Source organism: Acuticoccus sediminis (genome assembly GCF_003258595.1).
Classification (GTDB): domain Bacteria; phylum Pseudomonadota; class Alphaproteobacteria; order Rhizobiales; family Amorphaceae; genus Acuticoccus; species Acuticoccus sediminis.
The window spans coordinates 513,882-538,775 of the sequence record NZ_QHHQ01000002.1; the positions used below are offsets into that span (position 1 = coordinate 513,882).

The 24,894-nt window shown below is 70.1% G+C and carries 21 protein-coding genes; 9 read left to right on the forward strand and 12 right to left on the reverse strand.

The annotated features are described in order from the left end of the window. Positions 1 to 130 precede the first annotated feature (130 nt). From DLJ53_RS10400 to DLJ53_RS10425, 6 genes are all read left to right on the forward strand, one after another. Positions 131 to 1,243 (forward strand): extracellular solute-binding protein, encoded by a 1,113-nt coding sequence (locus DLJ53_RS10400; RefSeq protein ID WP_162409077.1) that lies wholly within the window; start codon positions 131 to 133, stop codon positions 1,241 to 1,243. Between the two features lie 18 nt (positions 1,244 to 1,261). After that, entirely contained in the window at positions 1,262 to 2,164 is a 903-nt protein-coding gene (locus tag DLJ53_RS10405) for an ABC transporter permease (protein ID WP_111344946.1), read from the forward strand. Next, complete coding sequence (locus DLJ53_RS10410; protein ID WP_111344947.1) at positions 2,161 to 2,958, forward strand: ABC transporter permease; 798 nt, start codon at positions 2,161 to 2,163, stop codon at positions 2,956 to 2,958. Before DLJ53_RS10405 ends, DLJ53_RS10410 begins: the two co-directional genes overlap by 4 nt. A gap of 188 nt (positions 2,959 to 3,146) precedes the next feature. Next, positions 3,147 to 5,636 (forward strand): cation:proton antiporter, encoded by a 2,490-nt coding sequence (locus tag DLJ53_RS10415; RefSeq protein WP_111344949.1) that lies wholly within the window; start codon positions 3,147 to 3,149, stop codon positions 5,634 to 5,636. A 319-nt stretch (positions 5,637 to 5,955) separates the two neighbouring features. Beyond that, positions 5,956 to 7,092 carry a serine hydrolase domain-containing protein gene (locus DLJ53_RS10420; protein ID WP_111344950.1) on the forward strand — a complete coding sequence of 379 codons (1,137 nt, stop codon included), beginning with the start codon at positions 5,956 to 5,958 and terminating at the stop codon, positions 7,090 to 7,092. A gap of 38 nt (positions 7,093 to 7,130) precedes the next feature. After that, positions 7,131 to 8,306 (forward strand): serine hydrolase domain-containing protein, encoded by a 1,176-nt coding sequence (locus DLJ53_RS10425; protein ID WP_111344952.1) that lies wholly within the window; start codon positions 7,131 to 7,133, stop codon positions 8,304 to 8,306. A 98-nt stretch (positions 8,307 to 8,404) separates the two neighbouring features. Here the strand turns inward: DLJ53_RS10425 and DLJ53_RS10430 are convergent, their stop codons facing one another. After that, positions 8,405 to 9,337: a GGDEF domain-containing protein gene (locus DLJ53_RS10430; RefSeq protein ID WP_111344954.1), complete on the reverse strand. Its 933-nt coding sequence runs from the start codon at positions 9,335 to 9,337 to the stop codon at positions 8,405 to 8,407. A gap of 484 nt (positions 9,338 to 9,821) precedes the next feature. Here DLJ53_RS10430 and DLJ53_RS10435 point away from each other — a divergent pair, with 484 nt between their 5' ends. Together DLJ53_RS10435 and DLJ53_RS34700 are read left to right on the forward strand one after the other, a co-directional pair. Further along, positions 9,822 to 10,544: a helix-turn-helix transcriptional regulator gene (locus DLJ53_RS10435; RefSeq protein WP_111344956.1), complete on the forward strand. Its 723-nt coding sequence runs from the start codon at positions 9,822 to 9,824 to the stop codon at positions 10,542 to 10,544. A gap of 375 nt (positions 10,545 to 10,919) precedes the next feature. After that, entirely contained in the window at positions 10,920 to 11,126 is a 207-nt protein-coding gene (locus DLJ53_RS34700) for a hypothetical protein (protein ID WP_146619930.1), read from the forward strand. Positions 11,127 to 11,303: 177 nt separating this feature from the next. Here the strand turns inward: DLJ53_RS34700 and DLJ53_RS10440 are convergent, their stop codons facing one another. The 10 genes from DLJ53_RS10440 to DLJ53_RS10485 all read right to left on the reverse strand — a co-directional run bounded on the left by DLJ53_RS10440 (position 11,304) and on the right by DLJ53_RS10485 (position 23,141). After that, the gene (locus DLJ53_RS10440; RefSeq protein ID WP_111344958.1) at positions 11,304 to 12,929 is read right to left on the reverse strand and encodes a GMC family oxidoreductase; all 1,626 of its coding nucleotides are present in this window, start codon (positions 12,927 to 12,929) and stop codon (positions 11,304 to 11,306) included. Positions 12,930 to 12,999: 70 nt separating this feature from the next. Then, complete coding sequence (locus DLJ53_RS10445; protein WP_111344960.1) at positions 13,000 to 13,803, reverse strand: shikimate dehydrogenase family protein; 804 nt, start codon at positions 13,801 to 13,803, stop codon at positions 13,000 to 13,002. Positions 13,804 to 13,872: 69 nt separating this feature from the next. Continuing rightward, positions 13,873 to 14,670, reverse strand: a complete 798-nt coding sequence (fabG, locus tag DLJ53_RS10450; protein WP_111344962.1) for a 3-oxoacyl-ACP reductase FabG — start codon at positions 14,668 to 14,670, stop codon at positions 13,873 to 13,875. Position 14,671: 1 nt separating this feature from the next. After that, entirely contained in the window at positions 14,672 to 15,376 is a 705-nt protein-coding gene (locus DLJ53_RS10455; protein WP_111344964.1) for an ABC transporter ATP-binding protein, read from the reverse strand. Continuing rightward, a complete protein-coding gene (locus DLJ53_RS10460) occupies positions 15,369 to 17,174 on the reverse strand; it encodes a branched-chain amino acid ABC transporter ATP-binding protein/permease (RefSeq protein WP_111344966.1) in 1,806 nt (601 codons plus the stop codon). Before DLJ53_RS10460 ends, DLJ53_RS10455 begins: the two co-directional genes overlap by 8 nt. Beyond that, on the reverse strand, positions 17,171 to 18,058 hold the full coding sequence (locus DLJ53_RS10465) for a branched-chain amino acid ABC transporter permease (protein ID WP_111344968.1): 888 nt from the start codon (positions 18,056 to 18,058) through the stop codon (positions 17,171 to 17,173). The genes DLJ53_RS10460 and DLJ53_RS10465 overlap by 4 nt, the downstream gene beginning before the upstream one ends. Positions 18,059 to 18,114: 56 nt before the next feature. Continuing rightward, positions 18,115 to 19,311, reverse strand: a complete 1,197-nt coding sequence (locus tag DLJ53_RS10470) for an ABC transporter substrate-binding protein (RefSeq protein WP_111344970.1) — start codon at positions 19,309 to 19,311, stop codon at positions 18,115 to 18,117. Positions 19,312 to 19,355: 44 nt separating this feature from the next. Next, on the reverse strand, positions 19,356 to 21,086 hold the full coding sequence (locus DLJ53_RS10475; RefSeq protein ID WP_111344972.1) for an acetolactate synthase catalytic subunit: 1,731 nt from the start codon (positions 21,084 to 21,086) through the stop codon (positions 19,356 to 19,358). A 1-nt stretch (position 21,087) separates the two neighbouring features. Beyond that, positions 21,088 to 22,089 (reverse strand): NAD(P)H-quinone oxidoreductase, encoded by a 1,002-nt coding sequence (locus tag DLJ53_RS10480; protein ID WP_111344974.1) that lies wholly within the window; start codon positions 22,087 to 22,089, stop codon positions 21,088 to 21,090. Then, complete coding sequence (locus DLJ53_RS10485) at positions 22,086 to 23,141, reverse strand: zinc-dependent alcohol dehydrogenase (protein ID WP_111344976.1); 1,056 nt, start codon at positions 23,139 to 23,141, stop codon at positions 22,086 to 22,088. Before DLJ53_RS10485 ends, DLJ53_RS10480 begins: the two co-directional genes overlap by 4 nt. A 122-nt stretch (positions 23,142 to 23,263) precedes the next feature. On the opposite strand from DLJ53_RS10485, the gene DLJ53_RS10490 reads away from it, so the two are divergent. Continuing rightward, positions 23,264 to 23,953 (forward strand): GntR family transcriptional regulator, encoded by a 690-nt coding sequence (locus DLJ53_RS10490; protein WP_111344978.1) that lies wholly within the window; start codon positions 23,264 to 23,266, stop codon positions 23,951 to 23,953. A 61-nt stretch (positions 23,954 to 24,014) separates the two neighbouring features. On the opposite strand, the gene DLJ53_RS10495 is transcribed toward DLJ53_RS10490, so the two are convergent. Then, complete coding sequence (locus tag DLJ53_RS10495) at positions 24,015 to 24,893, reverse strand: NAD(P)H-binding protein (protein WP_111344980.1); 879 nt, start codon at positions 24,891 to 24,893, stop codon at positions 24,015 to 24,017. Position 24,894 lies beyond the last annotated feature (1 nt).

Sequence of the window (24,894 nt, forward strand, 5' to 3'; positions counted from 1 at the left end):
CAGGGCCGCGCGCGCCGCCGGACGCGTCGGTCGCCGGACGGCTCGAAGAATCGTCGAACGCGCGGGGACACCGGGGAGCGCGGCTGCTATCGTGCGGCACGATGACTCTGGCAACGAGCAGACGGTGCCGATGTCGAAACCCGCGAACCACCTCCCGCCGCGCGCATCCTTCGAGCGCGGCGGCGCAAAGCGCGTCATGGTTGACCGCCGCAGCGTCCTCGCCGGGATGGCGTCGCTGGCCGCCCTGCCGGCCGGCCGCGCGATGGCCGAGGCGCGGGAGATCGTCCTCGTCAACTGGGGCGGCGACGCGATCGGCTACTTCGGCGAGGCCTTCGCGGAGCCCTACGAGGCGGAGCACGGCGTCGACGTCGTCATCGACGGCTCCGGCCCCAGCCAGGGCAAGATCCGCAACATGGTGGAGTCGGGCGCCGTCACCTGGGACGTCTGCGATTCCGGCGGCGGCAGCTCCATCCAGCTCGGCTCCGGCGGATACCTGCGTGAGGTGGACTATTCCGTCGTCGACCGCGACAGGCTGCTGCCCGGCATGGACTTCCGCTGGGGCGTCGCGAACTACATGTACTCGTTCGTTCTCGCCTACGACACGCGCGCATTCGGTGGCGACGGCGCGCCCCGAGGGTGGGCGGACTTCTTCAACGTCCGCGACTTTCCCGGCACGCGCGCCCTGCTGAAGGACGTCCTGGCGAACCTCGAGGTGGCGCTGATGGGCGCCGGTATCCCAAGGGACGAGGTCTATCCGATCACGCCGGCAAAGGAAAAGCTCGCCTGGGAGACGATCAGGGCGATCCTGCCCGACACGGTCTTCGCCGGCACCGGCGCCGAGATCCAGCAGCTCATGCGCAATCGCGACATCGTCATGGGCTGCTTCTGGAACACGCGCGTCAAGGCGATCCACGAGGAGACGGGCGGGTTGTGGGACTGGACCTGGAACCAGGGCGTCGTCGTGCCCGGGGCCTGGGTCGTCCCGAAGGGCAACCCGGCGGGAGACGCCGTGTGGCCGTTCATCGCCTCGATGCAGTCGCCCGAGCGGCAGGTCCGGCTCTTCACGCTGTTCGGCAACGCTCCGGCGAACCCGCAGGCGGCGGCGCTGGTGCCGCCGGCCCTGAAGCGCTTCAATGCGACGGACCCCGAGAACTACGCCCGGCAACTCCCGATCGACAGCGCATGGTACGGAGAGAATTACGCGCGCATCAACAAGGACTACATCGATACGATCTCGATGTAGCGCCCGGGGCCGCGCGCGATGACGGTTAGCCGGTTCGCCGTGTCGCCGCGCCGGATCCGACGGCCCGATGCCTACTGGCTCCTCGTCGCGCCGGCGCTGGTCCTGATCGCCGCGTTCTACCTCCTGCCGCTCCTCGGCATCCTGCAGCTCAGCGTGCGCGAGTTCGACGGGGAGGGCGAGGCGTCCGTCCTCGGCAACTACGCGCTGCTGTTCAGCGACGCCGGCATCCAGCGGATGCTCTGGCGCACGGTTCGGGTCTGCGCCATCACCACCGTCCTCACCGTGGGCTTCGGCTACGTCCTTGCCTACGCGATGGTGACCGTCGGGACCCGCCAGCGGGCCGTGCTCCTCTCGGCGGTGCTCTTGACCTTCTGGCTGTCGGTGCTGATCCGCGCGTTCGCATGGACGATCCTGCTGGGCACCGGCGGACCTGCCGAGACGGTCGTCAACGCGCTTGTCCGGCCGTTCGTCGCCCTCGGCGCGGTGGACGCCCCGGTGCGCCTGATCCGCACGGAGGCCGGCGTCGTCATCGGCATGGTCCATGCGATGCTGCCGTACGCCGTCCTCCCGCTGTTCGCGAACATGCGCGGGATCGACCGGGGCCTTGTGCTCGCCGCCCGCGGCCTCGGTGCCACGCGGTGGGGCGCGTTCCGGCGCGTCTGGATGCCGCTCTCGATGCCCGGGGTCATCGCCGCGCTCATCCTGATCTTCGTCTTCTCGCTCGGCTTCTACGTCACCCCGGCGCTGCTCGGCGGGGGGAAGGTGGTGATGGTCGCGGAGTACGTCAGGATCTCGCTGGAGCAGACCCTGCGGTGGGGCCTTGCGGCCATGCTCGCCTCGACGATGCTCATCGCGACGCTGGCGCTCGCGCTCCTGATGGGGCGCGTCGTCGACGTCAGGACGATGGCCGGGGCGAAATGACGAGGAGCCGATCCTTCCGCCACCCGCTCGCCCTCGGCCTCGCGTGGGTCGTCGTCGCCTTTCTGGTGCTGCCGCTCCTCGTCGTCGTGCCGGTGTCGTTCACCGACCAGCGGTACCTCTCGATGCCCGGCGAGGCCCTGTCGCTGCGGCACTGGGCCAGGGTGTTCGGCGACCCGGTCTGGCGCGGCTCGATCCTCCAGTCGCTCTGCGTCGGCGCGGTCTCGGCGCTCCTCGCCACCGGGCTCGGGACCCTGTGCGCGATCGGCTGCTGGCGGCTCGGGACGCGCACGGCGGAGATCGTCCGGCTCGTCATGCTGACGCCGATCATCGTCCCGTCGGTGGTGCAGGGGATGGCCTTCTACCGCACGTTCGCGCACCTCGGCCTGATCGACACGTACGCAGGCGTCATCCTGAGCCACACGATCCTCGGCCTTCCGTACGTGGTGATCATCGTGTCCGCCGCGCTCGCCAACGTCGACGTGCGCCTCGAGCAGGCGGCCCGGTCGCTGGGGGCGAGCATGGGCAAGGCGGTGACATGGGTGCTGGTCCCGCTGCTGCGCCCGGCGATCCTCTCCAGCTTCGTCGTCGCCTTCGTCGTCTCGTGGGACGAGATCGTCGTGCTGCTGTTCATCACCAGTCGCAGGGTACACCTCCTGCCGAGGGCGATGTGGGACGGGATCAACGAGAACGTCGACCCCGCCGTCGCGGCGGTCGCGACGCTCCTCATCGCCGCCACCGCGACGGCCCTCGTCCTCCGCCTCACCTGGGCCGGCTTCAGGTCCGGGAAACGGTGACCGGCGCGTTGGACGCGCCGACCGGCAGGGACATGAACGCCGCGCCTTGTGCCGGCGGGATCGCGGATCAGTCCATCGGGACGCCCGGCCTTACGCCGCACCCCCGAAACGCGCGATCGCTGCTGCGGAACGGGGCGAATAATGCGATGTTCGTTGCACCCCCCTGTGACGCGCTACAATTCTGATTCATGGACATCATCCTCATCACCGCGGTCATCGCGTCGTTATTCCTCGTCATCGGCGCGGCCGAGCCCCTCGCGGCGCGGCTGCGGCTTCCGTACACGGTGATCCTCGCCGGCCTCGGCATCCTGATCGCGCTGGGGGCGACGTTCTTCCTGAAGACGGACCTGACGGACGCGTTGAACCCGGTCGCCGAGGCGATCCTGGGCCTGCCCATCCGCTCGAACATCTTCCTCTACGTCTTCCTGCCGACGCTGCTGTTCCAGGCCATGCTGGACGTCAACGTGCGCCGCATGCTCGACGACTGGGTGCCGATCCTCGTGCTCGCCGTGGTCGCGGTGGTGGTGGCGACGCTCTCGGTCGGCTACGGGCTCTTCTTCACCGGCGCGCTGCCGCTGGCGGCATGCCTCCTCGTCGGGTCCATCGTGTCCACGACCGACCCGTCGGCGGTCGTCTCGATCTTCCGGTCGATCTCCGCGCCGCAGCGTCTGGCGCGGATCATCGAGGGCGAGAGTCTCCTCAACGACGCCGCCGCGATCGCCCTCTTCGGTCTCTTCATGAGCTTCGTGATGCTGGGGATCCCCAATCCGTCGCTGCTCAGCGCACTCGGGCGGTTCCCGGTGCTGATCGTCGGCGGCGCGATCACGGGCCTCGTCCTGGCGCGTCTCGCCGTCGCTGTCATGTCGGCCTTCGCGCGCTACGAGCTGGCGCAGATCTCGATCTCGGCCGCCCTGCCGTACCTCGCCTACATCGTCGCCGAGCAGAGCGTCGGGGCGTCGGGCGTCATCGCGGTGGTCGTCGCCGGGCTGACGCTGAACCTCACCGCGCCCGGTCGTCTGCCGCCGCAGGCCTGGGCCAGCATGCGCGAGGTCTGGAGCCTTCTGGCGCACTGGGCCGGGGCGCTCATCTTCATCCTGGCCGCGCTCCTCATCCCCCGCCTCCTCGAGGGGGTGCGGGTGGAGGACGTGCTCTACGTGGGCGTTGTGGTCGCCGCCGCCGTCGTGGCGCGCGTGGTGATCCTCTTCGGCCTCCTGCCGCTGCTGACGCGGCTGAAGGTCTCGCCCCCGGTGGAGCGGCCGTACCGGGCGGCCATCCTGTGGGGCGGACTTCGCGGTGCCGTCACCCTGGCCCTGGCGCTCGCCGTCACCGAGAGCTTCCGCGTGCCGGTGGAGACCAAGCGGGTCGTCGGCATCCTCGCGACCGGGTTCGTCCTCTTCACGCTCATCGTGCAGGGGACGACGCTGCGGTGGGTCATCGGCCGCCTCGGGCTCGACCGCCTGTCTCCCATCGACGAGGCGCTCTCCAAGCAGGTCGTCGCCGTCGCGCTGCAGACGGTGCGTGAGGACGTCGCGCGGTCCACCGAGAACTACGAGCTGACGCAGACCATCGTCCGCTCGGAGGCCAAGCGCTTCGCCGAACGGCTCGACACGGCGGTGAAGGCGGCGGAGGACAACGACGACCTGCTCGACCGCGACCGGATCACGCTGGGGCTCATCGCCGTCGCCGGTGCCGAGCGCGACACGATCATCGCCCGCATGCGCGAGCGGATGATCTCCGCCCGGCTGGCGGAAACGCTGCTGTGGGAGGCGGACCGGCTGATCGAAGCGGCGCGGTCGGGCGGACGCGGCCTCTACGAGCGCACCGCGCGCGAGAGCCTCGCCTACGGCCGCTCCTTCCAGATGGCGGCGAACCTGCAGAACCGGCTGGGCATCGCCGCGCCGCTGGGCCGCATGACCGCGGACCGGTTCGAGGCACTGCTGTCGCGCCGCCTGATCCTGCGCGACCTCGACGGGTTCATCGACGGGCGCATCCGCCGCATCCACGGCCGCCGGGTGGCCGACCTGCTGCACGAGCTCGTCGCGCGGCGGGTGGAGAACGTGGAGACCGCGCTCGACGGGCTGCGGCTCCAGTATCCGGGCTACGCCGAGGAGATGGAGCGGCGCTTCATCCGCCGCACGGCGCTGCGCCTGGAGGAGCGCGAGTATACGGCGATGCGCGACGACGGCCTCATCGGCGCCGAGCTTCATACCTCGCTGATGCAGGGGATCGCCAACCGGCGCGCGGCGGCGGAGCGGCGCCCCAAGCTCAACCTGCTGCAGCAGCGCGCCGAGCTTGTGCAGCAGTTCCCGCTGTTCGCCGACCTCGACGAGCCGACACGCCGCCGCCTCGGCCAGAACCTCGTGACGCACTATGCCAACACCGGCGAGGTGATCATCGCCAAGGACACGGTGGCGAAGAGCGTCTACTTCATCGCCTCGGGGGCGGTGGAGATGGAGCGGGCGGGCCAGACGTGGCGGCTCGGGCGCGGCGAGATGTTCGGCCAGCTTTCGATCCTGGAGCAGCGGCCGCTGCGGGCCGAGGCGCGCTCGATCACGCTGTCGACGCTGCTGATCCTCGACGAGGCCCGCTTCCGCAGGCTCCTCGACCGGAGCCCGGCGGTGCGCGACGCCGTCCGCCGCAGCGCCGAGCGGCGCGGCGAGCTCATCACCAGCCTCTGACGCCCGCCACCCCGGCACCTGGACGGGACCCGGGCGGTGACCGTGCCGGTGCCGCCTCGCGCCGGGCGGGGCCGCTGCGGTGCGGCTCGGGGTGTCCGTGGGGCCGGGATCACGCGGTGGTGCGCACGGACGGGTTGTCTGGCATGCCGAATCTTATCTAGAATGAAAATTCTAGGTTGAAGCAGGCGTCACCGTCACATGCTCGCAGTCTTCGGGAGCAGCATCGGCAGCGAACCTCACCGTTTTCGGGGATCGCGGGGCGTTGCAAGGGGCGCCGGCAACCGGATTTCGCTCGCCACTCCTCGAAAGATTTCAATCCATGAACGGACGTTGCGCCTTCCTCGCGGCATGCGCGATCGCGCTCTTTTTCACGGGCGCCCACTCACCCGCTGAGGCCCAGTCGGCGGCGACTGCCCCGCAAGCTCCGGCATCGGCTCCGGCCGGCTGGCAGACCGTCGCCGGCACGCTGGAGGACCTGCGCGCCGCCCACGGCGTGACGGCCCTCATCGTCGGCATCGGGATCGGCGACGCGCCGCCGCTCGTTGCGGCCGCCGGGCAGTCGATCACCGGCGTCCCGGCTCGCACGGACATGCACTTCCGCATCGGCGCCATGGCGATCGCCTCGCAGACGACGATCCTCATGCAGCTCGTGGACGAGGGGGTGGTGGCGCTGGACGACACCATCGACGAATGGCTCCCCACCTATCCCGCTGCGGACCGCATCACGCTGCGCATGCTCGCCGACAGCACCTCCGGCTACGCGGACTACGAATCCGATCCCGGCTTCGTCGAGGCGTTCGAGAACGACGTCTTCTATGACTGGCCGCGCGAAGAACTGCTGAAGGTCGCCTTCGCGCGGGGGATGCTGTTCGAGCCGGGAACGGACTTCCAGTACGCCCATACCAACTTCATCGTCCTCGCCGAGGCGCTGGCCGGGGCGACCGGCACCCCGTATCCGACCTTGCTGAAGCAGCGCATCATCGACCGGCTCGGCCTGAAGGAGACCGAGATCTGGACGACGGCGGCGCTCCCCGACCCGCCGCTGCACGGCTTCACCAAGGAGCGCGGGATCTTCGAGGACGCGACCTACTGGAGCCCGTCGTGGACCTCCTTCACGGGGCCGCTGAACGCCGATATCACCGACACCGTCCGGCTGATGCGCGCGATCGGCACCGGCGAGACGATCTCGGAGGCGAGCCTCGAGACGATGCTGACGCCCGCGACGCTCGGCATGAACATCAACACGCCCGAGCACGCCTTCAGCCTCGGTCTGGAGCTTCTGCCGCCCTGGATCCAGAAGACGTTCTTCTTCGGCGGCTACGGCGGCACGGCCGGCTACATGCGCGACGAGGACCTCACCATCGTCGTGATGACCACGCTCGGCCGCGACAGCCCCCCGGGCGAGAACCCGTCGACGCCGATCTTCCACCAGCTCGCCGAGATGCTGGGCCGCTGAGCCCGCCCACCGCGCCGGCCGCAAACAGGAGGACGTCCATGAAGTCAGTGCAGCGGGCAGGCTTCGCGCTGTGCCTCGCCGCGGGGCTCGCGGTCTCGACCGCCGGCCGCGCCCAGGAGAGCCTCGACGGCTACCTCGAGGGCGTGCGGGAGACGTACGGCCTGCCGGCCCTCGCCGCGGCCGTCACCCGCGGGGGCGAGATCGTCGCCGCCGGAGCCGTCGGCACGCGGGTGGCGGGGATGGAGATCCCGGTCACCCTCGACGACCGGTTCCACCTCGGCTCCGACACCAAGGCGATGACGGCGACGGTCGCAGGTGCGCTGGTCGACGAGGGGCGCATCGAATGGACGAGCACGGTGGGCGACGTGCTTGGCGGGACGATCGCGGACATGAACCCCGCGCTCGCCGCCGTCACGCTGGAACAGCTTCTCTCCCATTCGAGCGGCATTCCGACGGATACGCCGGAGATGATCGACATCTACATGAACCCCGTCGCGTTCGAGAAGAACACGACGGACCTGCGGGTCGACGCCATCGACCGCTGGAAGCACAACGCGCCGAAGGTTCCGGAGGGGTCGCCGTTCCAGTACGCGAACTTCGGCTACCTCACCGCCGGGGCGATGCTGGAGGCGGCGGCGGGCGAGCCGTGGGAGCGGCTGGTGGCCGAGCGCATCTACGGGCCGCTCGGCCTGGAGACGGCGGGGTTCGGCCCGCAGGCGAGCTTCGGCATGTACGACGCGCCCGTCGGCCACGCCATCGACGATGCCGGGACCGTCACGCCGATGACCTGGGGCGCGGCGGCGGACGTGCCGCCGGTGATGGGCCCTGCCGGCAACGCGCACATGTCGGTGCTGGATTTCGCCCGCTGGACCGACTGGAACGCCGGCGGCGGGACGCGCGGGCCGAAGATCGTCACGCCGGAGACTCTGGCGGAGATCCACCGGCCGCACGTGAAGACCCCGCCGATCAGGAACCCGGCTCCCGGGACGCCGTCCGAGGGCGAGTATGCGCTGGGCTGGGGCGTGATCGCCTTCGACTGGGCGACCGACAAGCTGCTCGCGCACAACGGCTCGAACGGGATGAACCTCGCCAAGGCGCTGGTCGACACCACCGCGGACCTCTCGGTCGTGGTCATGACGAATTTCTCCGGCCCCAGGGCCGAGAGTGCGGCCTCGGAAGTCCAGCGGCACCTCTACGAGGCGTACCGGCGCTGACGGGACGCAAGAGGATGACGACGCCGCCTCGGGAGGCCGGGCGCGGCTTGCGGCGGTCCCGCGGGTGCCTCCGGCCGTTCGTCAGGGGGCGACGGGGGTCAGCCGCTGACCGTGGACTGGCCGGGCTCGGTGTCTTCCAGAAAAGTGCAGTTCCGGCCCGACCGCTTGGCGGCGTAGAGGGCGGCGTCCGCCCGGGCGTAGAGGTCGGCGACGGAGTCGCCGAAGCGGCCGGCGGCGATCCCGGCCGAGAAAGTGTAGGCCATGTCCGGCCGCTCGATCAGCGGCCGCGAGCGGCGCACGATGACGAGCATCCGCTCGACGAGGAGCTGTGCCTGCCGGATGGTGGTGTGGGGCAGGACGAGGCCGAACTCCTCGCCGCCGAGGCGGCCGAAGCAGTCGGTGCGCCGAAGCTGGCTCTGGATGCGGGAGGTGAAGTCGCGCAGGACGAGGTCGCCGATATTGTGGCCGTACCTGTCGTTGATGAGCTTGAAGTGGTCGAGGTCGAGGACGGCGAGGCACCCGAACCTCTCGTCCTCCTCCTCCTGCCGCAGCATGTCGGCGAGGCGGCCCATGGCGAAGCGCCGATTGACGGCGCCGGTCAGATCGTCGGTCGAGGCGGCCTTCAGGGCGAAGTCGCGCTCCTGCCGGATCTCGCGCTCGTCCGCGCGCAGCGAAGTGATGTCGCTCGCGATGCAGAGCATCCATCCGTCCTTCTGGACGGTCTCCGTCATCCAGAGCCAGCGGCCGCCGACGAGGTCCGTCTCGAACGCCCGGAAGGAGGTCTTGCCGCGCCGCGCCAGCGTTCCGGTCAGCCAAGCCTCGAAGTCGTCGTTGCGGATGACGGTGCCGCGGCCGGCCATGAAGTTGCGCCGCATGAGGTCCGGCCAGAACGGGGTTTCCCCATCCTTGATGAAGAACGCCGAACGGAACGCCGAGTTGGCGTAGCGGAGCCGATCGAACCCGTCGTAGGCGGCGACGAGCACGGGAGTGCTCTCGTAGAGCTGGCGCAATGTTCGATATACATCATCCATGTGCTCAACCGACGCCTAATCTAAGTCCTATTTATTCGAAAATAACCCGCGCCGGGTAGCCCCCTTCGTCGCCATGCCCCCGGAAACTTCCGGGGTTTGAACGAATTCGCTGCGCGGCCCTCCGATGCAACGGGCGATGAAAGGTCAGTCGACCGGGAGGGCGGTCCGGGCGATAATTCAATGACTTGTGCGATTCTGTCCGCGGGATCCGGGAGTTGTGACGGAGGACGCGCGATACTACTGGTTCGCCTCCGCGCCGGCATCTATGGCGGGCGAAAAGTCCCCGGATCCTGCGATGTATAACAGTCGCGTAAAATATTGGGCGGGCGGGAACTGCCGGGTGGGCGGCGAAATACGGCGGGACCGCAAGTACGAGCATTCTGCACTATAGTATACAATTATTCCATAAAATGGCCGGATTGTTAGAGATCATTACTGAAAATTATATATCTTTTGAAGAGAGGTACGGGTCGTGTCTCTCCGCATGTTGGATGTGGTTCAGGCGATCCGGGCGGCTCGGGACACGAGTGAGGTCTGGCGGGTCACGGTCGCGGCGTTCCGCGAGTGCGGCGCAGCAGCCTTCAGCGTCGGCGCGGCCCCGCGGGAGGAGACGGGGTCGGTGGTCATCTGCTCCGACGCGCCGATGGACGAGATGCAGCGGGAATACTTCCGCAATCGGATCTATCGATACGATCCATGGATGGAGCTGTGCCAGCAGACGGCGGATCCGACCACGCTCGACGTTCCCGCGGCGAAGCGGGCGGACAGCGTGATGACACCGCTGGCGTGGCACTTCGGCCGGCACGGTATCCGCTACGCGGTGCTGTTCCCGGCCTACTCGGGGCCGAGCGTCGGCGGTATCGCGTTGTACGCCGTCTCCGCCTCCGGGGAGGCCACGCTGCGCGATCCCGCGATGATGCAGATCGCGGGCGTCACCGCGTCGGTATTCGCCTCGCGCTTCCACCCCGCCACGTCCTTTTGTCCGGAGGTCTCCACCCTTCGGACGAATGCGGCGCTCAGTGATCGCGAGAAGGAGGCCTTGTCCTGGTTCGCGAGGGGGCTCCAGACTGCACGGGTCGCGGACAAGATGGGGATCGCCGACGTGACGGTGAACAAGCATGTCGCGAGCGCGCGGCGGAAGCTGGGCGCGAGGACGCGCGATCAGGCCCTGGCGCTCGCCGTCAGGAGCGGAGAGATCTCGTTCTGACGACAAGGTATCGATGTCGATACCTTGTCGCCGCCACGAGCTGGACAACAAATAGACGGGGGTCCGTCTCGTCCTGACCAGGAATGTGACGTGAGCCAGCGTCACGATGGTCGCGGCGGCGGACACCAGGACGAAGTGTACCGAGACGAAGCGTATATTTTATCAAATTGATGAATATGGCGGTCGGGCTTCGGGGGTTGACCGGCCGCCACTCCATCACCGATCCGCGTGCCGGCGGTGATGGCCCTGCTGCTCAGCCGGTGCAACCGCGCTGAGCGGCCCCTTGTCGTCGGCACGCCGACCGGAGGAGGGCGCACGAGCGCGTTTCAGATATTCGGCTATCTAGAATAAAAACGATATATAAACGAGGCTAGAATGGCTGTCAGTATCGAGGTCGTTCATCCTGGGAACGACACCGAGAAATATTGGGTTGCGAATTTCGAAGTCGTACCGCGCGCCGGAGAGATCGTTGAGATGCCCGATGTTTCCGGGAATCTGGTCCGATTGCGGGTGACATGGGTCGTACACTATCCCAACAATCTCGAGTTCGACGTGCGTATCTATACTGAGTATCAATCATAGCGCACCTCCCCGACACGAGCGTGGCGCGGCGGGATGAAGCCCTTGCGGCCGCATCCCGCCGCGCCCTGTCTCGAACGGACACTCCGCACAGCCACGGACGCCGGCGCCACGGGCCGCCCCGGTAGAGGGGCCCGGTGCGCGGGCGCCATGTTCTCTCCGGACGCAGTTCCGAGCCGGCTATGATCGTCCGGCGCTACCGGCGGCGCGGATGAGGTCGGCGCCCTTCTCGGCGATCATGAAGACGGCGGCCTGCGAGTTGCCGGAGACCTGCGTCGGCATGACCGAGGCGTCGACCACGCGCAGCCCGTCGACGCCGCGCACGCGCAGCGCCGGGTCGACCACCGCCGCCGGATCCCCTTCGCCCCCCATCCGGCAGGTGCCGGCGACGTGGTAGATCGTCTGCCCGTTGCCGCGGGCGAAGGCGAGCCAGTCGTCGTCGCTGCGGCAGTCGGGGCCGGGCGACATCTCGTAGGCGCGCCACGCGTCCATCGGGGCGGTCTCGACGATCCGCCGCCCCGCGATCATCCCGGCGACGATGGCGCGGCGGTCCTCGTCGGTGGCGAGGAAGTTGGGCCGGATCGCCGGCTGGTCCTCAATGCGCGGGGAGATCGCGTGGATACTCCCCCGGCTCTCCGGGCGAAGGTGGGTGACGCCGAGGGTCATGCCCGGCTCGTGCTCGAGCTTGCGCTCGGCGGCGTTGGCGTAGCTCGCGTGCATAAAGAAGAACTGCACGTCCGGGCCGGAGAGGCCCTCGCGGGTGCGGATGAACCCGTGCGCGAGCCCGGTGCCGAAGGTCAGGATCCCGCGCCGCCGGAAGAGATACTTGCCGAGCTCCACGGCAAGGTGCCGGCCGCGGCTCAGCTCGTTCAGCGTCTCGGGCCGCTTCACGCGCCAGTTGAGGCGGGTGCAGAAGTGGTCCGAATAGTTTTCGCCCACGCCCGGCGAGGTTGCCTCGACGGGGATGCCGAGCGAGCGCAGGCGCTCCGGATCGCCGATGCCGGAGAGCTCCAGAAGCTGCGGCGTCTGGACTGCGCCGGCGGCGAGCACCACCTCGCGCCGCGCGGCGATGGTGCCGCCGTCCGGTGCCGCGAGGCGGACGCCGGTGGCCCGGCGGTCCGCGAACGTGACCGCCGCGACGCGCACGCCGGTGCGGATCGCGAGATTGGGCCGCCCCTCGACCGGCGCGAGATAGGCGGCGTAGGCGCTCGCCCGCCGGCCGTTCCGCTGGTTGACCTGATACCAGCCGAAGCCGTCCTGGGCGGGCCCGTTGTAGTCCACGGTCCGGGCATGGCCCGCGGCCTCGGCCGCCTGCAGGAACGCCTCGCCGATGGCCGGGCGCTCGACCACTTCGCACAGGTCGAGCGGGCCGTCGTGACCCCGGACCCCGTCGGGATCGGGGCCGGCGTAGTTCTCAAGGCGGCGGAAGACGGGCTCGACCTCGTCGAAGCTCCAGCCCGTCGCGCCCATCTGCGCCCAGCCGTTGTAGTCGTCGGGTTGGCCGCGCACGTAGATCATGCCGTTGATCAGCGTCGAGCCGCCGAGGCCCTTGCCGCGCGGGATCGCGATGGTGCGGTTACCGGTCGCCTCCTCCGGCGTGGAGGTGAGGCGCCAGTTGTAGCGGGGGTTCGTGAGGAGCTTGTAGAAGCCGGCCGGGATGTCGATCCACGGGCTGCGCGGGCGCGGCCCGGCCTCCAGCAGGAGGACGGTGACGTTCGGGTCGGCGCTGAGGCGGTTCGCCAGGACGCAGCCCGCCGTCCCGCCGCCGACGATGATGTAGTCGAACGCGTCGGTTCCGGTGCCCACGCTCACCCCCGGCTACCGCGATGGAGCGCCGGAGCGCCGGCGGGGCGGTCGGCACGGGGGGCGGGGGCCGTCATGCCAGGGCTCCCATGTGGCGCGCCATCAGCTCGATCTGGCAGCGCAGCATCGGCAGGCCGGGATGGACCGCCGCGCCGCGTGCGCGGGCCGCGGCGAGGAGCGGCGTCTCGGCCGGGTCCATGATCGCCTCGGCGACGACCTGTCCGGCGTGGAGGCCGGCGGGGTCGAGCGGCATCGGGTCGTCCGGGCGCAGTCCGAGCGAGGTCGCGTTGACGACAAGGTCGTAGTCGCCGACCGCCTCCGGCTCGGCGACGGCGGCGGTGGTGCACGCGGGGTAGGTGGTGCCGACGCGCCCGGCGAGGGCGGCGGCCTTCGCCACGGTCCGATTGGCGATGGTGAGCGCAGCGGCACCCGCTTCCGCGACGGCGAAGGCGATGGCCGAGGCCGCGCCTCCTGCACCGGCGAGGAGGATGCGCTTGCCGGCGGGCTCGATGCCGGCCTCCCGCAGCCCCGCGACGAAGCCGATGCCGTCCAGCATTGCGCCGATCATCCGCCCGTCCGCCTCGCGCCGCACGCAGTTGACCGCGCCGATCAGCGCCGCGTCGCCGTCCACCGCGTCGCAGAGGCCAAGCATCGCCGGCTTGTGGGGGACGGTCGCGATGAAGCCGCCGAAGTTCTGCATCACGCGCAGTCCGTCGAGCGCCCGCGCGAGCCCGTCGGGCGCGACGTGCATGGGGACCAGCACGCCGTCGATGCCGTGGCGGGCGAACACCGAATGCATCACCTCCGGCGTCTTCACGTGATGGATCGGGTCGGCGAGAATTCCGTACAGACGGGTGCGTCCGGTAACCTCAGGCATCGGTCCTGTTCTTCAAACTGTTCGCCTCGGAAGGTGGCGCAGGGCGGGCCGGCGCGGCCGGCACCGCGCTCAGGTCATGTACAATCCGCCGGCGACGTCAATGGTTTGCCCGGTGACGAAGCTCGCCTCGGGCGAGGTGAGCCACAGGGCCACGTCGGCCACCTCCGCCGGTTCGCCGAGCCGGGCCATCGGCGTCAGCTTGACCTGCTCGGCGTTGATCTCGGGCGCGACGCCGGCGACCATCGGCGTCGCGATCCGGCCGGGCGCCAGCGCGTTGACGCGGATGCCGTAGGGGCCGAGTTCGGCGGCGAGGTGCTTGGTGAAGCCGATGATGGCCGACTTCGTCGCCGCATAGTGGCACGCGACGATGGGCGAGTAGGTCTTGCCGGCGACCGAGGACGTGTTGACGATCCAGCCGCGCTGCGCGGCACGCATCGCGGGCGTCAGGGCGCGGATGGTGTTGAACGTGCCGGTGAGGTTGACCTCGACCACGCGGCGCCACTCGGCCGGGTCCATCTCCCACACCTTGTGCGCCGCGCCGTCATGCTTGGGGGAGATGCCGGCGTTGTTGATCACCGTGTCGAAGGCGCCGCCCATCGCCGCCTCGGCGTCCGCGATCACCGCGGAGAGGGTGTCCCAGTCGCCGACGTCGGCCACCATGCCGACGCCCCGCCCGCCGAGCCCGTCGACCGCGGTGGCGACCTCGACCTCCGAGATGTCGAGGACGCCCACCGTGGCGCCGCGCCGCGCGAACGCCTCGGCCAGCGCGGCGCCGATGCCCTTGGCCGCGCCCGTCACCAGAACCCGCCGCCCGGCGTGGCTGTCGCGCGAGGCCATCGCGGCGGGGTTCACTTCACGTGTCGTCATGTCAGATCCCGAGATAGGCCTGCCGGACGTGGTCGTTCCTGAGAAGCGCGTCCGCGGCGTCGTTCAGCACCATGCGGCCGTTCTCGAGCACATAGCCCCGGTCGGCCGCCTGGAGGGTGTGGAAGACGTTCTGCTCGACGATCAGCACGGTGGTGCCGGCGGCGGCGACCTTGGCGATCGCGTCGAACACCTGCGCCACGATGATCGGCGCGAGGCCGAGCGAGGGCTCGTCGAACATGAGGAGCCTGGGCCGCGCCATCATCCCCCGCGCGATCGCCACCATCTGCTGCTCGCCGCCGGACAGCGAGGAGGCGTGCTGGGACAGGCGCTCTCCGAGGCGCGGGAACAGCTCCAGCACCTCGTCGAGGGTCTCGTGCTGGCGGGCGCGGGCGGCACGGCGGAACGCGCCCATCAGGAGGTTCTCGCGCACCGTCATGTCGGGGAAGAGCTGCCGCCCTTCCGGGATCAGCGTGATGCCGCGCTCGACCGTCTGGTGGGCGGAGAGGGTGGTGATGTCCTCTCCCTCGAAGACGATGCGTCCGGTGCGCACGGGAATGAGGCCGGAGATCGCCCTCAGGGTGGTGGTCTTGCCGGCGCCGTTGGCACCGACGATGGTCACCACCTCGCCCTGGTCGACGCGCAGCGACACGCCGTCCAGGATCACCGTCGAGCCGTAGCCCGCGTCGATGGCCTCGACCTCAAGCATGGACGAAGTCCTTTCCCAGATAGGCCTCGATGACGTGCGGGTCGCGCACCACCTCGTGCGGGTCGCCCTCTGCGATGATCTGGCCGGAGTTGAACACGACGACCCGGTCCGAGAGGCTCATCACCGCCTGCATCACGTGCTCGATGGCGATGATGCTGACGCCCCCGTCGCGGATCGACAGCATGAGGTCGACGGCGCGTCGCACGTCGGTCTGGTTGATGCCGGCCATCACCTCGTCGAGGAGGAGGATGCGCGGCTCCATCGCCATGACGCGCGCGACTTCCAGCCGCTTCAGCCCGCCGATGGTAAGGCTGCGCGCCTCCGCATCGAGGTAGTGGCCGAGGCCCATCCGGTGCGCGGTCTGCCGTGCCGCCTCGCGCGCGTCCGCCACGTGCGGGTGGCGGTGGAATGCGCCGACCATGATGTTCTCCTCCACCGTCATCGCCGCGAACGGCTGGACGATCTGGAAGGTGCGCCCGACGCCGAGCGCGGCGTAGTCGCCCGGTGTCGTCGGCTGCACCCACGCGCCATCCGGCGAGAGCACCGAGACCGTCCCCGCATCCGGCCGCAGGAAGCCGGAGATCATGTTGAAGACGGTGGTCTTGCCGGCGCCGTTGGGGCCGATGACGCCGAGGATCTCGCCCTCCCGCAACGTGAAGCTCACGTCGTTGGTCACGTGGAGGCCGCCGAAGTGCTTCTGCAGCCCTTCGATGCGCATCACGGTGTCGCCGACGGGCGGGCGCGTCTCGGCGAGGGCGATGGCCGGCGGCGCGACCGGCTCCACCCGGCCGCGCGTCCCGACGCCCGCGACGCGGTGGACGAGGCCGAGGACGCCGTTCGGCAGGAAGAGGACCACCAGCATCAGCACGACGCCGTAGACGAAGCCGTGCAGCCCGATCGCCTCCGCCCCGAGCGCGCCGCGGGCGAACTCGGTGATCGGCACCAGGAGGACGGCGCCGAGGAGCGGGCCGAAGATGGTGCCGATGCCGCCGATGAGGGCGAACATCGCGATCTGGATCGAGAAGGACAGCGAGAACATCGCCTCCGGCTCGATGAAGGTGAGGTACATCGCGTGGAAGGTGCCGACCATCGCCGCCAGCGCCGCCGAGACGGCGACCGCGGCGAGGCGCACGCGCACCGTCCTGACGCCGGCGGCCTTCGCCGCCGACTCGCGCTCGCGCGTCGCGACCAGGTAGTAGCCGAGACGGTGCGTGCGGATCACCCACGCGACGCCGAGGCACACCAGCAGCATCCCGAAGGCGATGAGGAGGGCGGGCAGTCGCTCGCGGAAGACCATCCACTCCCAGCCGATCTTGAGCGGGATCATGAGGCCCGTCGCGCCGCCGGTGAGGTCGCGGAAGTGCAGCGCGAGGACGCGGAACACCTCCAGGAAGGCGATGCTCGCCAGCGCGAAGAACGGCCCGTGGAGGCGGAAGCACGGCCACGAGATGATCACCGCGACGATGGCCGCGATGCCAGCGCCCGCGAACATGCCGATCCACGGCGTGACGCCGAGGTTGACGAGGATGACGCCGGTATAGCCGCCGATGCCGTAGAAGATCGCGTGTCCCAGCGAGAGCTGGCCGGCGAAGCCGCCGACGATGTTCCACGCCGTCGACAGCGCGGCGAAGATGCAGATGGTGATGAAGATGTGGTAGACGAACTGGTCCCCCATTCCGATCGGAATGGCGAGGATCGCTCCCAGGAGCAGCACCAGCGCGACGGGCCCGGCGAGCTTTCGCGCCGAGAGGCCGTTGGCGCCGGCGGCCGGCGCCTCGGTCAGGGTTTGCTCGGTCATGGCGAAACGTGGCTCAGGTTCATGCGGGTGCCGAAGAGCCCCGAGGGCTTGAGGAGGAGGATCAGCAGGAAGATCGCGAACACCACCGCCTCGCGCAGGTCCGAGCCGATGTAGAAGCCCGAGAGCGAGTCGACGACGCCGATGATCAGCGCCCCGACGAAGGCGCCCGGGATCGACCCGAGACCGCCCAGCACGACGCACACGAAGGCGATCAGCACGAAATAGGTCCCGACCGTCGGCGACGTCGGGTAGAGCGGCGCGATCAGCGCCGAGCCGACGCCGACGCACGCCGCGCCGATGCCGAAGCTCAGGATGTAGATGAAGCGGTCGTTGATCCCCATGAGCTGCGCCGCGGCGCGGTTCTGCGCGGTGGCCCGGATCGCCCGGCCGATGGTGGTGCGCTTCATGAAGATCTGCAGCGCGATCACCAGCGCGATCGCTGCGAGGAAGACGTAGAGCTGCCCTTCAAGGATGCGCACGTGGCCGAGCTCGAACTGGCTGCGCAGGCCGTAGTTGGGCGTGTTGGCGATGTCCGCGCCGAAGATCAGCAGCGCGAGGTTGATCAGCGCCGTCGACAGGCCGACGGTCGCGAAGATCTGCACGTGCTCGTCACGGGCGCTCAGCAGCGGCTGGATCAGGAGGCGCTGCGTCAGCGCGCCGAGGATGAAGAGTGCCGGCACCACGGCCGCCGCGGTCAGGTAGGGGTGGATCGACAGCCGCGTCGACAGGAGGAAGGTCAGGTACATGCCGACCATCAGGAACTCGCCGTGGGCGAAGTTGATGACCTTCACGATCCCGAAGATGAGCGTCAGCCCCACCGCGACGATGGCGAAGAGCCCGCCCAGCATGAGGCCGTTGGCGACGACTTGAAGAAAGGTGTCCATGGGGGTCCTCGCGAGGGGAGGAGGGGGCCGCGGGCGCGCCGCAGCCCCGTTTGGGATCAGTCGCCGATGTTGAACTCGGCGACGGCGGCCTCGCGCGGGTAGACCGTGACGAGCTTGCCGTCCTGCCACTGCAGGCCCATCATCTTGGCGCGCTCGTTCTGGTTGTTCTCACCAAACTTCACGCCGTAGCCCGCCGCGGTCTCGCCCTCGGGGATGTCGATGGCCTTCACCGCCGCGACGATGTCGTCCGGCTTGAAGCTGGAGCCCTTGTCGATCCCCTGCAGCACGGCCATCGCGCCGACGTAGTTGTTCAGCGAGTGGCCGGAGCGCGGCTCCTCGCCGTACTTCTCGCGGTAGGCGGTCAGGAAGTCCTCGATGCCGGGGGTGAACTCGTGGTTGACGGCGTACTGGGTGAAGTCGACGTCGAGCACGTTGTTCATGTTCTCGCCGACCGCCTCGGCCGTCGCCGTCAGCGAGTAGCCGCCACCGCCGCCGATGATGGCGGCCGGGTGGTAGTCGGCCTCGACGGCCTGGTTGAGGAACAGGATCGCGTCGTTCTGGTAGGCCGTCTGCAGAACCACGTCGACGCCCTGGTCCTTGAGGCTGAGGACCAGCGAGGACATGTCGACCGTGGACGTCGGGTAGGCCTGGATGGTGACGATGTCGAGGCCCGCCGCCTCGCCGTAGTTCTTCTGGTGACCGGCGACGGAGGTGCCGTAGGCGCTGTCCTCGTGGATGATGCCGATCTTGAGGTCTCCCGGCTCCTTGCCGAGGCCCGGCGCCACCTCGTCGACGATCATCTGGACGATCATCTCGCCCATGGTGTCGGCGGTCGGGTTGGTGCGGAAGAGGTATTCGAGGCCGCGGCCCGTCACCTCGTCGGCCACCGCGCCGAGCTCGAAGTAGGGAATGCCGGAGAGCTCGGCCACCTGGCTCGCCGCGATGGAGCGGGACGAGGAGTAGGTGCCGATGATCCCGACGACCCCTTCGCGCGAGATCAGGCGGCGGGCTTCGCCGATCGCCTGGTTGTTGTCGACGGCGTCGCCGCGCACGAGGACGACCTTCTCGCCCTGGACGCCACCCTTGGCGTTGATCTCCTCGACGGCGAGCTCCACCCCGCGGAAGCTTTCCTCGCCGAGCAGCGCGAGGCCGCCCGAGAACGGGAACAGCGCGCCGAACTTCACGTCGGCGTGGGCGGCGCCCGCCATCATGCCGAATGCGGCGGCTGCGGTGATGAGTGTTTTGATTTTCATATTTTTCCTCCCTGTTGCGGACGCGGCGGTCCGGTGTCGTGGCCTCAGTAGTCGAGCGCGTCCTTCCCCATGAAGCTCGTGATGGGCGGGTGCGCGCGCTCGTCCGTCACCACGTCGATGACGGTGGTGGTGTCGCTCTTCAGCGCCGCCTCGAGCGCCGGCAGGAACGCCTCGGGCCGCTCGACGCGCACGCCCTCGCAGCCCACCGCGCGGGCGATGGCCGCGTGGTCGACGGCGGTGAAGTGCACGACGTCGGTGTGGTCGCCGAAGAGGCTGAGCTCGGCGTGCTTCTGGTAGCCGAGGATCTGGTTGTTGAGGACGATGAGCGTCACCGGCAGGCGCATGCGCCGTGCGGTCTCGAGCTCGCTCCAGACGTGGCCGAAGCCGCCGTCGCCGCTGAGGCAGACCACCGGGACGTCCGGCCGTGCCGCCTTCGCGCCGATGGCGAAGGGCAGGCCCCAGCCGAGCCCGGCGAGGCCGCGCGGGGTGATGAAGCGCTGTCCGGCGCGCCGCGCGGTGAGCCCGTTGGCGATCCAGATCGAGGCGTAGCTCGCGTCGGCGACGGCGATCGCATCCTCTGGCAGGACGCTGTCGAGGTCGCGCATCAGCCGTTCGGGGCGGATGGGCGCGGCGTCCATGTCGACGAGGGTGTCGAGGTCCCGCTCGAACCCGGCCTTGCCTTCGGCGACGCGGCTCTCGAGGCCGGGCCGGCGCGCCTCGAGGCGGGAGAGGTCCGCCCCCTCCATGGCGTCGGCAAGCGCGGTCAGCGTCAGCTTCGCGTCGCCCTTGAGGCGCAGCGCCTCGTAGTTGCGGCCGATCTCCGCGCCGTCGATGTCGATGTGGATGTAGCGGGCCTTCGGCGGGTAGAGCTGCCAGCTGTCGGTGCCGTTCTGGTTCGTGCGATTGCCGACGAGGAGCACGACGTCGGCCCCGGTGACGAGGTCGCGCTGGTGGGAGCCGCGCCCGCCCGGCGCCATGAAGTAGCCGACCACGCCGAGCGACAGCGGATGCGTCTCGGCGACCGCGCCCTTGCCCATGACGGTGGTGGCGACGGGGAGGCCGAGGTCCTGAAGCCGCGTCAGCTCGGCCGCGGCGCCGGAGCCGTGCACTCCGCCGCCGGCGATCACCACCGGCCGCTCCGCCCGCGCGAGGATCGCCGCCGCCTCGGCGACGCGGGCGGGGTCGGCGCCCATGCGGTCGAGCGGCCAGGTGCCGAGGTCGGCCTGCCGCCGCGGCGCGTCGGGCGCCAGCTCGGGCCGCTCGTCGAGGAGGTCCACCGGCACCATGAGGACCGCCGGGCCGGGGCGGCCGGACGCGGCGGCGGTGAAGGCCATGTCCACGTAGTCGTCGATGCGGGCGACGTCGGCGACGCGGCGGATCCACTTGGTGACGCCCGCGAAGAGGGCGAAGTGGTCGAGCTCCTGGAAGGCGTTCCTGTCGGTGAAGCGCCGGTGCACGTCCTGGACGATGGCGACGACCGGCACCGAGGCCTTGAAGGCCTCCGCGAGGCCGGGAACCAGGAGCGTCGCCGCCGGCCCGTTCTGCGCGGTCACGACGGGGACGCGGCCGGAGACCCGGGCGTAGGCGTCGGCCATCGCCGCGCCGCCGTTCTCGGTCCGGTAGCCGACCTGGCGGATGCCGTAATGTGGCGCCGCGAGGATCAGCGCCGACGGCAGCGACTGGCCGAAGATGTCGGTGACGCCGTGACGCGCGAGGGCGGCGGCCATGACGTGCGCGCCGGTGCGGTTGTCGGTGGGGGGAAGGGCGATATTCATCTCAGGCTTCCGGGGCCATCAGGAGGATGATCTTGCCGACGTGCTCGCCGCCATCCATCCGCGCGTGCGCCTTTGCGACGTCGGCGAGGGGGTAGGTGGAGTCGACCGGCGGCTTGACGGTGCCGTCGGCCAGGAGCGGCATGACGTGCTCTTCGAGGGCCCGAGCGAGCCTCGCCTTCATCTCCACCGGGCGGGCGCGCAGGGTCGACGCGGTGAAGGTGACGCGCTTCAGGAGCAGCGGCAGCATGTCGATCTCGACCTTGCTGCCCTGCTGGAAGGCGATCTGCGAGATGCGCCCGTCCGCCGCGACGAGGTCGATGTTGCGCTGGATGTAGGGGCCGCCGACCATGTCGAGGATGACGTCCGGCCCACGGCCGTCGGTCGCCTTGCGCGCAGCCTCGACGAAGTCCTCGGCGCGGTAGTTGATGGCGACGTCGGCGCCGATGTCGAGCGAGGCCTGGCACTTGGCTTCGCTGCCGGCGGTGACGATGACGCGCGAGCCGCGGGCCTTGGCAAGCTGGATCGCCGTGGTGCCGATGCCCGACGTGCCGCCGTGGATGAGCAGCGTCTCGCCGGGCTGCAGGGCCGCGCGCTCGAAGACGTTGCTCCACACGGTGTAGAAGGTCTCGGGCACGCCGCCGGCCTCGATCAGCGACAGCCCGTCCGGCACGCGGACAGCGATCGGCGCGTCGACGACGGCCCAGTCCGCGTAGGCGCCGGAATGGACGAGGCCCATCACCCGGTCGCCCACCGCGAGATCACCGACGCCTGCCCCGAGCTCGGCGACGACGCCGGCAAGCTCCAGGCCGAGGACGTCGGATGCGCCCGGCGGCGGTGGGTAGTTGCCCTGGCGCTGCATCACGTCCGGCCGGTTCACGCCGGCGGCGTGGACCTCGACGAGCACCTGCCCCGGTCCCGGCACGGGCCGCGGCCGATCGACGACGCTGAGGACCTCCGGCCCTCCCGCCCCTGCGGCGATCACGGCGCGCGTTGTCTTCGTCATTGGATGGTTCCTTCGGTCTCTTCGGGGTGGAGCATCACCTTCATCGCGCCCCGGCTCCGGGCCAGCGCGAACCCTTCCAGCGCGCGGGAGAGGGGCAGGCGGTGGGTGATGAGGCGCTCGAGCCGGTCCCCGTGCGCGGTGAGCATCGTCAGCGCCTCGGCGAAGGCGTCTTCGGTGGTGTCGTGGGCGCCGACGAGCTGCTTCTTCTCGCGGACGAAGCGCGCGAGGTCGATGCGGCAGGCGGCGGCGTGGATGCCGGCGGCGACGAGGATCCCTTCGGGCCGCAGCGCGGCGAGGCCCTCCTCGACCGAGACGGGCGCGCCCGTCGCCTCGATCACGCGGTCGCAGCGTCCGCCGAAGGCAGCGTCCACCGCCGCGCCGAGCGTGGTCTCGCGGAGGTCGGCGGTGGCGACGTCGGCCACCGTGCGGGCGAGGGCGAGGCGGGCCGCGTCGTCGAGGCCGATGAGCAGTACCCTCGCGCCCCGCTGCCGGGCGACGAACGCGGCGGCGGCGCCGATCGGGCCGGGCCCCAGCACCGCGACGCGGTCGCCGGGGGCGAGGCGGGCCAGGTCGACGGCATTGACGGCGATCGAAAGCGGCTCGCACAGGGCCGCCCGCTCGAAGGAGAGGGTCGGCGGCACGTGGCGCAGGGTTCCGGCCGGCACGCGCACCCGCTCGGCGAAGCCGCCGTCGCGGTGGAGGCCGACGATCCGCCGCGCCTCGCATGCGGAAGGGCGGCCGTCCCGGCAGCCCGCGCAGCGCCCGCAGACCACCGTGGGCCAGCAGACCACACGGTCGCCGGGCGCGAAGGCGTCGACATCGGCGCCGGCGGCAGCGACGACGCCGGCGAATTCGTGACCGATCGTCACCGGCAGATAGTCCGTCATGAAGGCGTAGCCCGGATCCCAGGCGAAAGCGTGCAGGTCGCTGCCGCAGAGGCCCGCTGCGCGGACCACGACGTCGACCTCCCCCGGCCCGGGCCCGGGCGCCGCGAGCTCGGTCTCGACGAGCGCGGCACCGGCCTCGGGCTTAACCTTGCGCAAGGCAAGCATGGTGTCCCGTATCCTCCCACCGATATCGGTGTCGGCAACGTGCAGCCACACGTTGCCGTTATTTGTTATTTGTTATAACAGATCATGCAGAGGAGATCGGACGGGTGTCAAGACTGAAGACGATGGATGCTTCGGCGGGGGCCGAGGTGCGCGATTGGGCCCGGCCGATCGAGCGCGCGAGCCTCAGCGACCAGGCCTACAGCGCGATCCGCAACGCGTTGATGCGGGGCGAGCTGAGGCCGGGCGAGCGGATGCGTCTTCGGCCCATGTCCGAGCGCTTCGGCATCTCGATGACGCCGATCCGCGAGGCGCTGCTGCGGCTGGTGTTCGAGCGCGCGATGACCGTGGACGAGCGCGGCACGGTCACGGTGCCGCAACTCACCCTGGAACAGCTCCTCGAGATCCGGATGATCCGCATGGACCTCGAGGGCAAGGCGGCGGCGAAGGCCGCCGAATGCGCCACGCCCGAGGATATCGCCGGCCTCGAGGCCATCCAGGCGGGGATCTCCGGCTGCCATGCGCGCCAGGCCTTCGACGAGGCGGTGCACCTCAACACCGAGTTCCACCTCGCCCTCTGCCGGCTCGGACGCCTCCCCATCACCTACGACCTCGTCGAGAACCTCTGGGTGCGGTGCGGGCCGATCCTGTCCCATCTCTACGACGCGGGCGTGCCGGAGAACTGGGACCCGCACCCGCACGTGCGCATCATCGACGCGCTCCGCCGTGGCGACAGCGAGGCCGCGTGGACCGGCATCCGCATCGACATCGAGATGGGCGGGCAGGGACTGATCGAACACGTCGCGCGAACCTGAGCCGGACCAGCGCCTCGGCGGACCCCGGCGCCTGCGCGGGACGCTCGCCGGGTGCCGGCGTCTACCCCGCGATGGCCGGTTTCAGGACATCGGTGCACCACTGGTGGATGTCGGTCGGCGTGTCGGCCGGCGTGGAGCGGGGCCCCATGTGGTCGAGGCCCTCGTTCTTCGCCGTCAGCATGTCGACCATCGCCTGCGCCATCCCCGCCGACGCGCCGCGCGCGGCCAGCATCGCCCTGAGGTCCTCCGTCCGCATCTCCTCGAAGCGGACCGGACGGCCAAGGACCTCCGTCATGATGGCGGCGATGGCGTTGAACGAGACGTCCTGCGGCCCGGTCATCGGGATCTCCTCGGCGCCGTCCCAGGCGGGATCGAGAAGGAGGCGCGCGGCGAGCGCCGCGACGTCCCGCGTGGCAACGTGCGGGAAGGGCCGGTCGCCGTCGGCGGGCCAGGACAGCACGCCGTGATCCCGGATCTGAGCGAGCTGGCGGAGCTGGTTCTCCATCAGCGACGCGCAGGCGAGCGCCCTGAAGGCGACGCCCGTCTCCGCGATCAGGTCGTCCGCCTCGAGGGTCGCCGTGACGTGGCCCGCGTCCCTCGGCCAGCCGCGGCCGAGCGCGGAGACGGCGACGACGTGCGTGACGGTTCCGGTCTTCAACGCCTCCGCGGCGGGGCGGGTGAAGTCGACGTAGGCCGCCATCGCGTCCGCCGCCGTCATGTCGCCGGGAACGAGCCAGAAGACACGGCGGACGCCGTCGAGCGCCCTCGTCACTGTTTCCGGATCGCCGTGCGATCCCTCGACGACCTCGACCCGCGAACGGACCTCGGCCGGAAGGCGGGAGGGGTGGCGGGCGACGACCCGGATGGCCTCGTTGCTGGCGGCAAGCGCCGCGAGAACCTGACTGCCGATGTTGCCCGCAGGCGCCGTAATGAGAATCATG

Excerpts from the sequence above, each read along its gene's own strand:
- fabG (WP_111344962.1), bottom strand. The coding sequence starts at position 14,670 with ATGACGACACGTGAAGTGAACCCCGCCGCGATGGCCTCGCGCGACAGC.
- DLJ53_RS10435 (WP_111344956.1), top strand. The coding sequence starts at position 9,822 with ATGTTGGATGTGGTTCAGGCGATCCGGGCGGCTCGGGACACGAGTGAG.
- DLJ53_RS10445 (WP_111344960.1), bottom strand. The coding sequence starts at position 13,803 with ATGCCTGAGGTTACCGGACGCACCCGTCTGTACGGAATTCTCGCCGAC.
- DLJ53_RS10405 (WP_111344946.1), top strand. The coding sequence starts at position 1,262 with ATGACGGTTAGCCGGTTCGCCGTGTCGCCGCGCCGGATCCGACGGCCC.
- DLJ53_RS10430 (WP_111344954.1), bottom strand. The coding sequence starts at position 9,337 with ATGGATGATGTATATCGAACATTGCGCCAGCTCTACGAGAGCACTCCC.
- DLJ53_RS10480 (WP_111344974.1), bottom strand. The coding sequence starts at position 22,089 with ATGACGAAGACAACGCGCGCCGTGATCGCCGCAGGGGCGGGAGGGCCG.
- DLJ53_RS10485 (WP_111344976.1), bottom strand. The coding sequence starts at position 23,141 with ATGCTTGCCTTGCGCAAGGTTAAGCCCGAGGCCGGTGCCGCGCTCGTC.
- DLJ53_RS34700 (WP_146619930.1), top strand. The coding sequence starts at position 10,920 with ATGGCTGTCAGTATCGAGGTCGTTCATCCTGGGAACGACACCGAGAAA.
- DLJ53_RS10455 (WP_111344964.1), bottom strand. The coding sequence starts at position 15,376 with ATGCTTGAGGTCGAGGCCATCGACGCGGGCTACGGCTCGACGGTGATC.
- DLJ53_RS10410 (WP_111344947.1), top strand. The coding sequence starts at position 2,161 with ATGACGAGGAGCCGATCCTTCCGCCACCCGCTCGCCCTCGGCCTCGCG.
- DLJ53_RS10475 (WP_111344972.1), bottom strand. The coding sequence starts at position 21,086 with ATGAATATCGCCCTTCCCCCCACCGACAACCGCACCGGCGCGCACGTC.
- DLJ53_RS10415 (WP_111344949.1), top strand. The coding sequence starts at position 3,147 with ATGGACATCATCCTCATCACCGCGGTCATCGCGTCGTTATTCCTCGTC.
- DLJ53_RS10470 (WP_111344970.1), bottom strand. The coding sequence starts at position 19,311 with ATGAAAATCAAAACACTCATCACCGCAGCCGCCGCATTCGGCATGATG.
- DLJ53_RS10495 (WP_111344980.1), bottom strand. The coding sequence starts at position 24,893 with ATGATTCTCATTACGGCGCCTGCGGGCAACATCGGCAGTCAGGTTCTC.
- DLJ53_RS10465 (WP_111344968.1), bottom strand. The coding sequence starts at position 18,058 with ATGGACACCTTTCTTCAAGTCGTCGCCAACGGCCTCATGCTGGGCGGG.
- DLJ53_RS10420 (WP_111344950.1), top strand. The coding sequence starts at position 5,956 with ATGAACGGACGTTGCGCCTTCCTCGCGGCATGCGCGATCGCGCTCTTT.
- DLJ53_RS10400 (WP_162409077.1), top strand. The coding sequence starts at position 131 with ATGTCGAAACCCGCGAACCACCTCCCGCCGCGCGCATCCTTCGAGCGC.
- DLJ53_RS10460 (WP_111344966.1), bottom strand. The coding sequence starts at position 17,174 with ATGACCGAGCAAACCCTGACCGAGGCGCCGGCCGCCGGCGCCAACGGC.
- DLJ53_RS10490 (WP_111344978.1), top strand. The coding sequence starts at position 23,264 with ATGGATGCTTCGGCGGGGGCCGAGGTGCGCGATTGGGCCCGGCCGATC.
- DLJ53_RS10425 (WP_111344952.1), top strand. The coding sequence starts at position 7,131 with ATGAAGTCAGTGCAGCGGGCAGGCTTCGCGCTGTGCCTCGCCGCGGGG.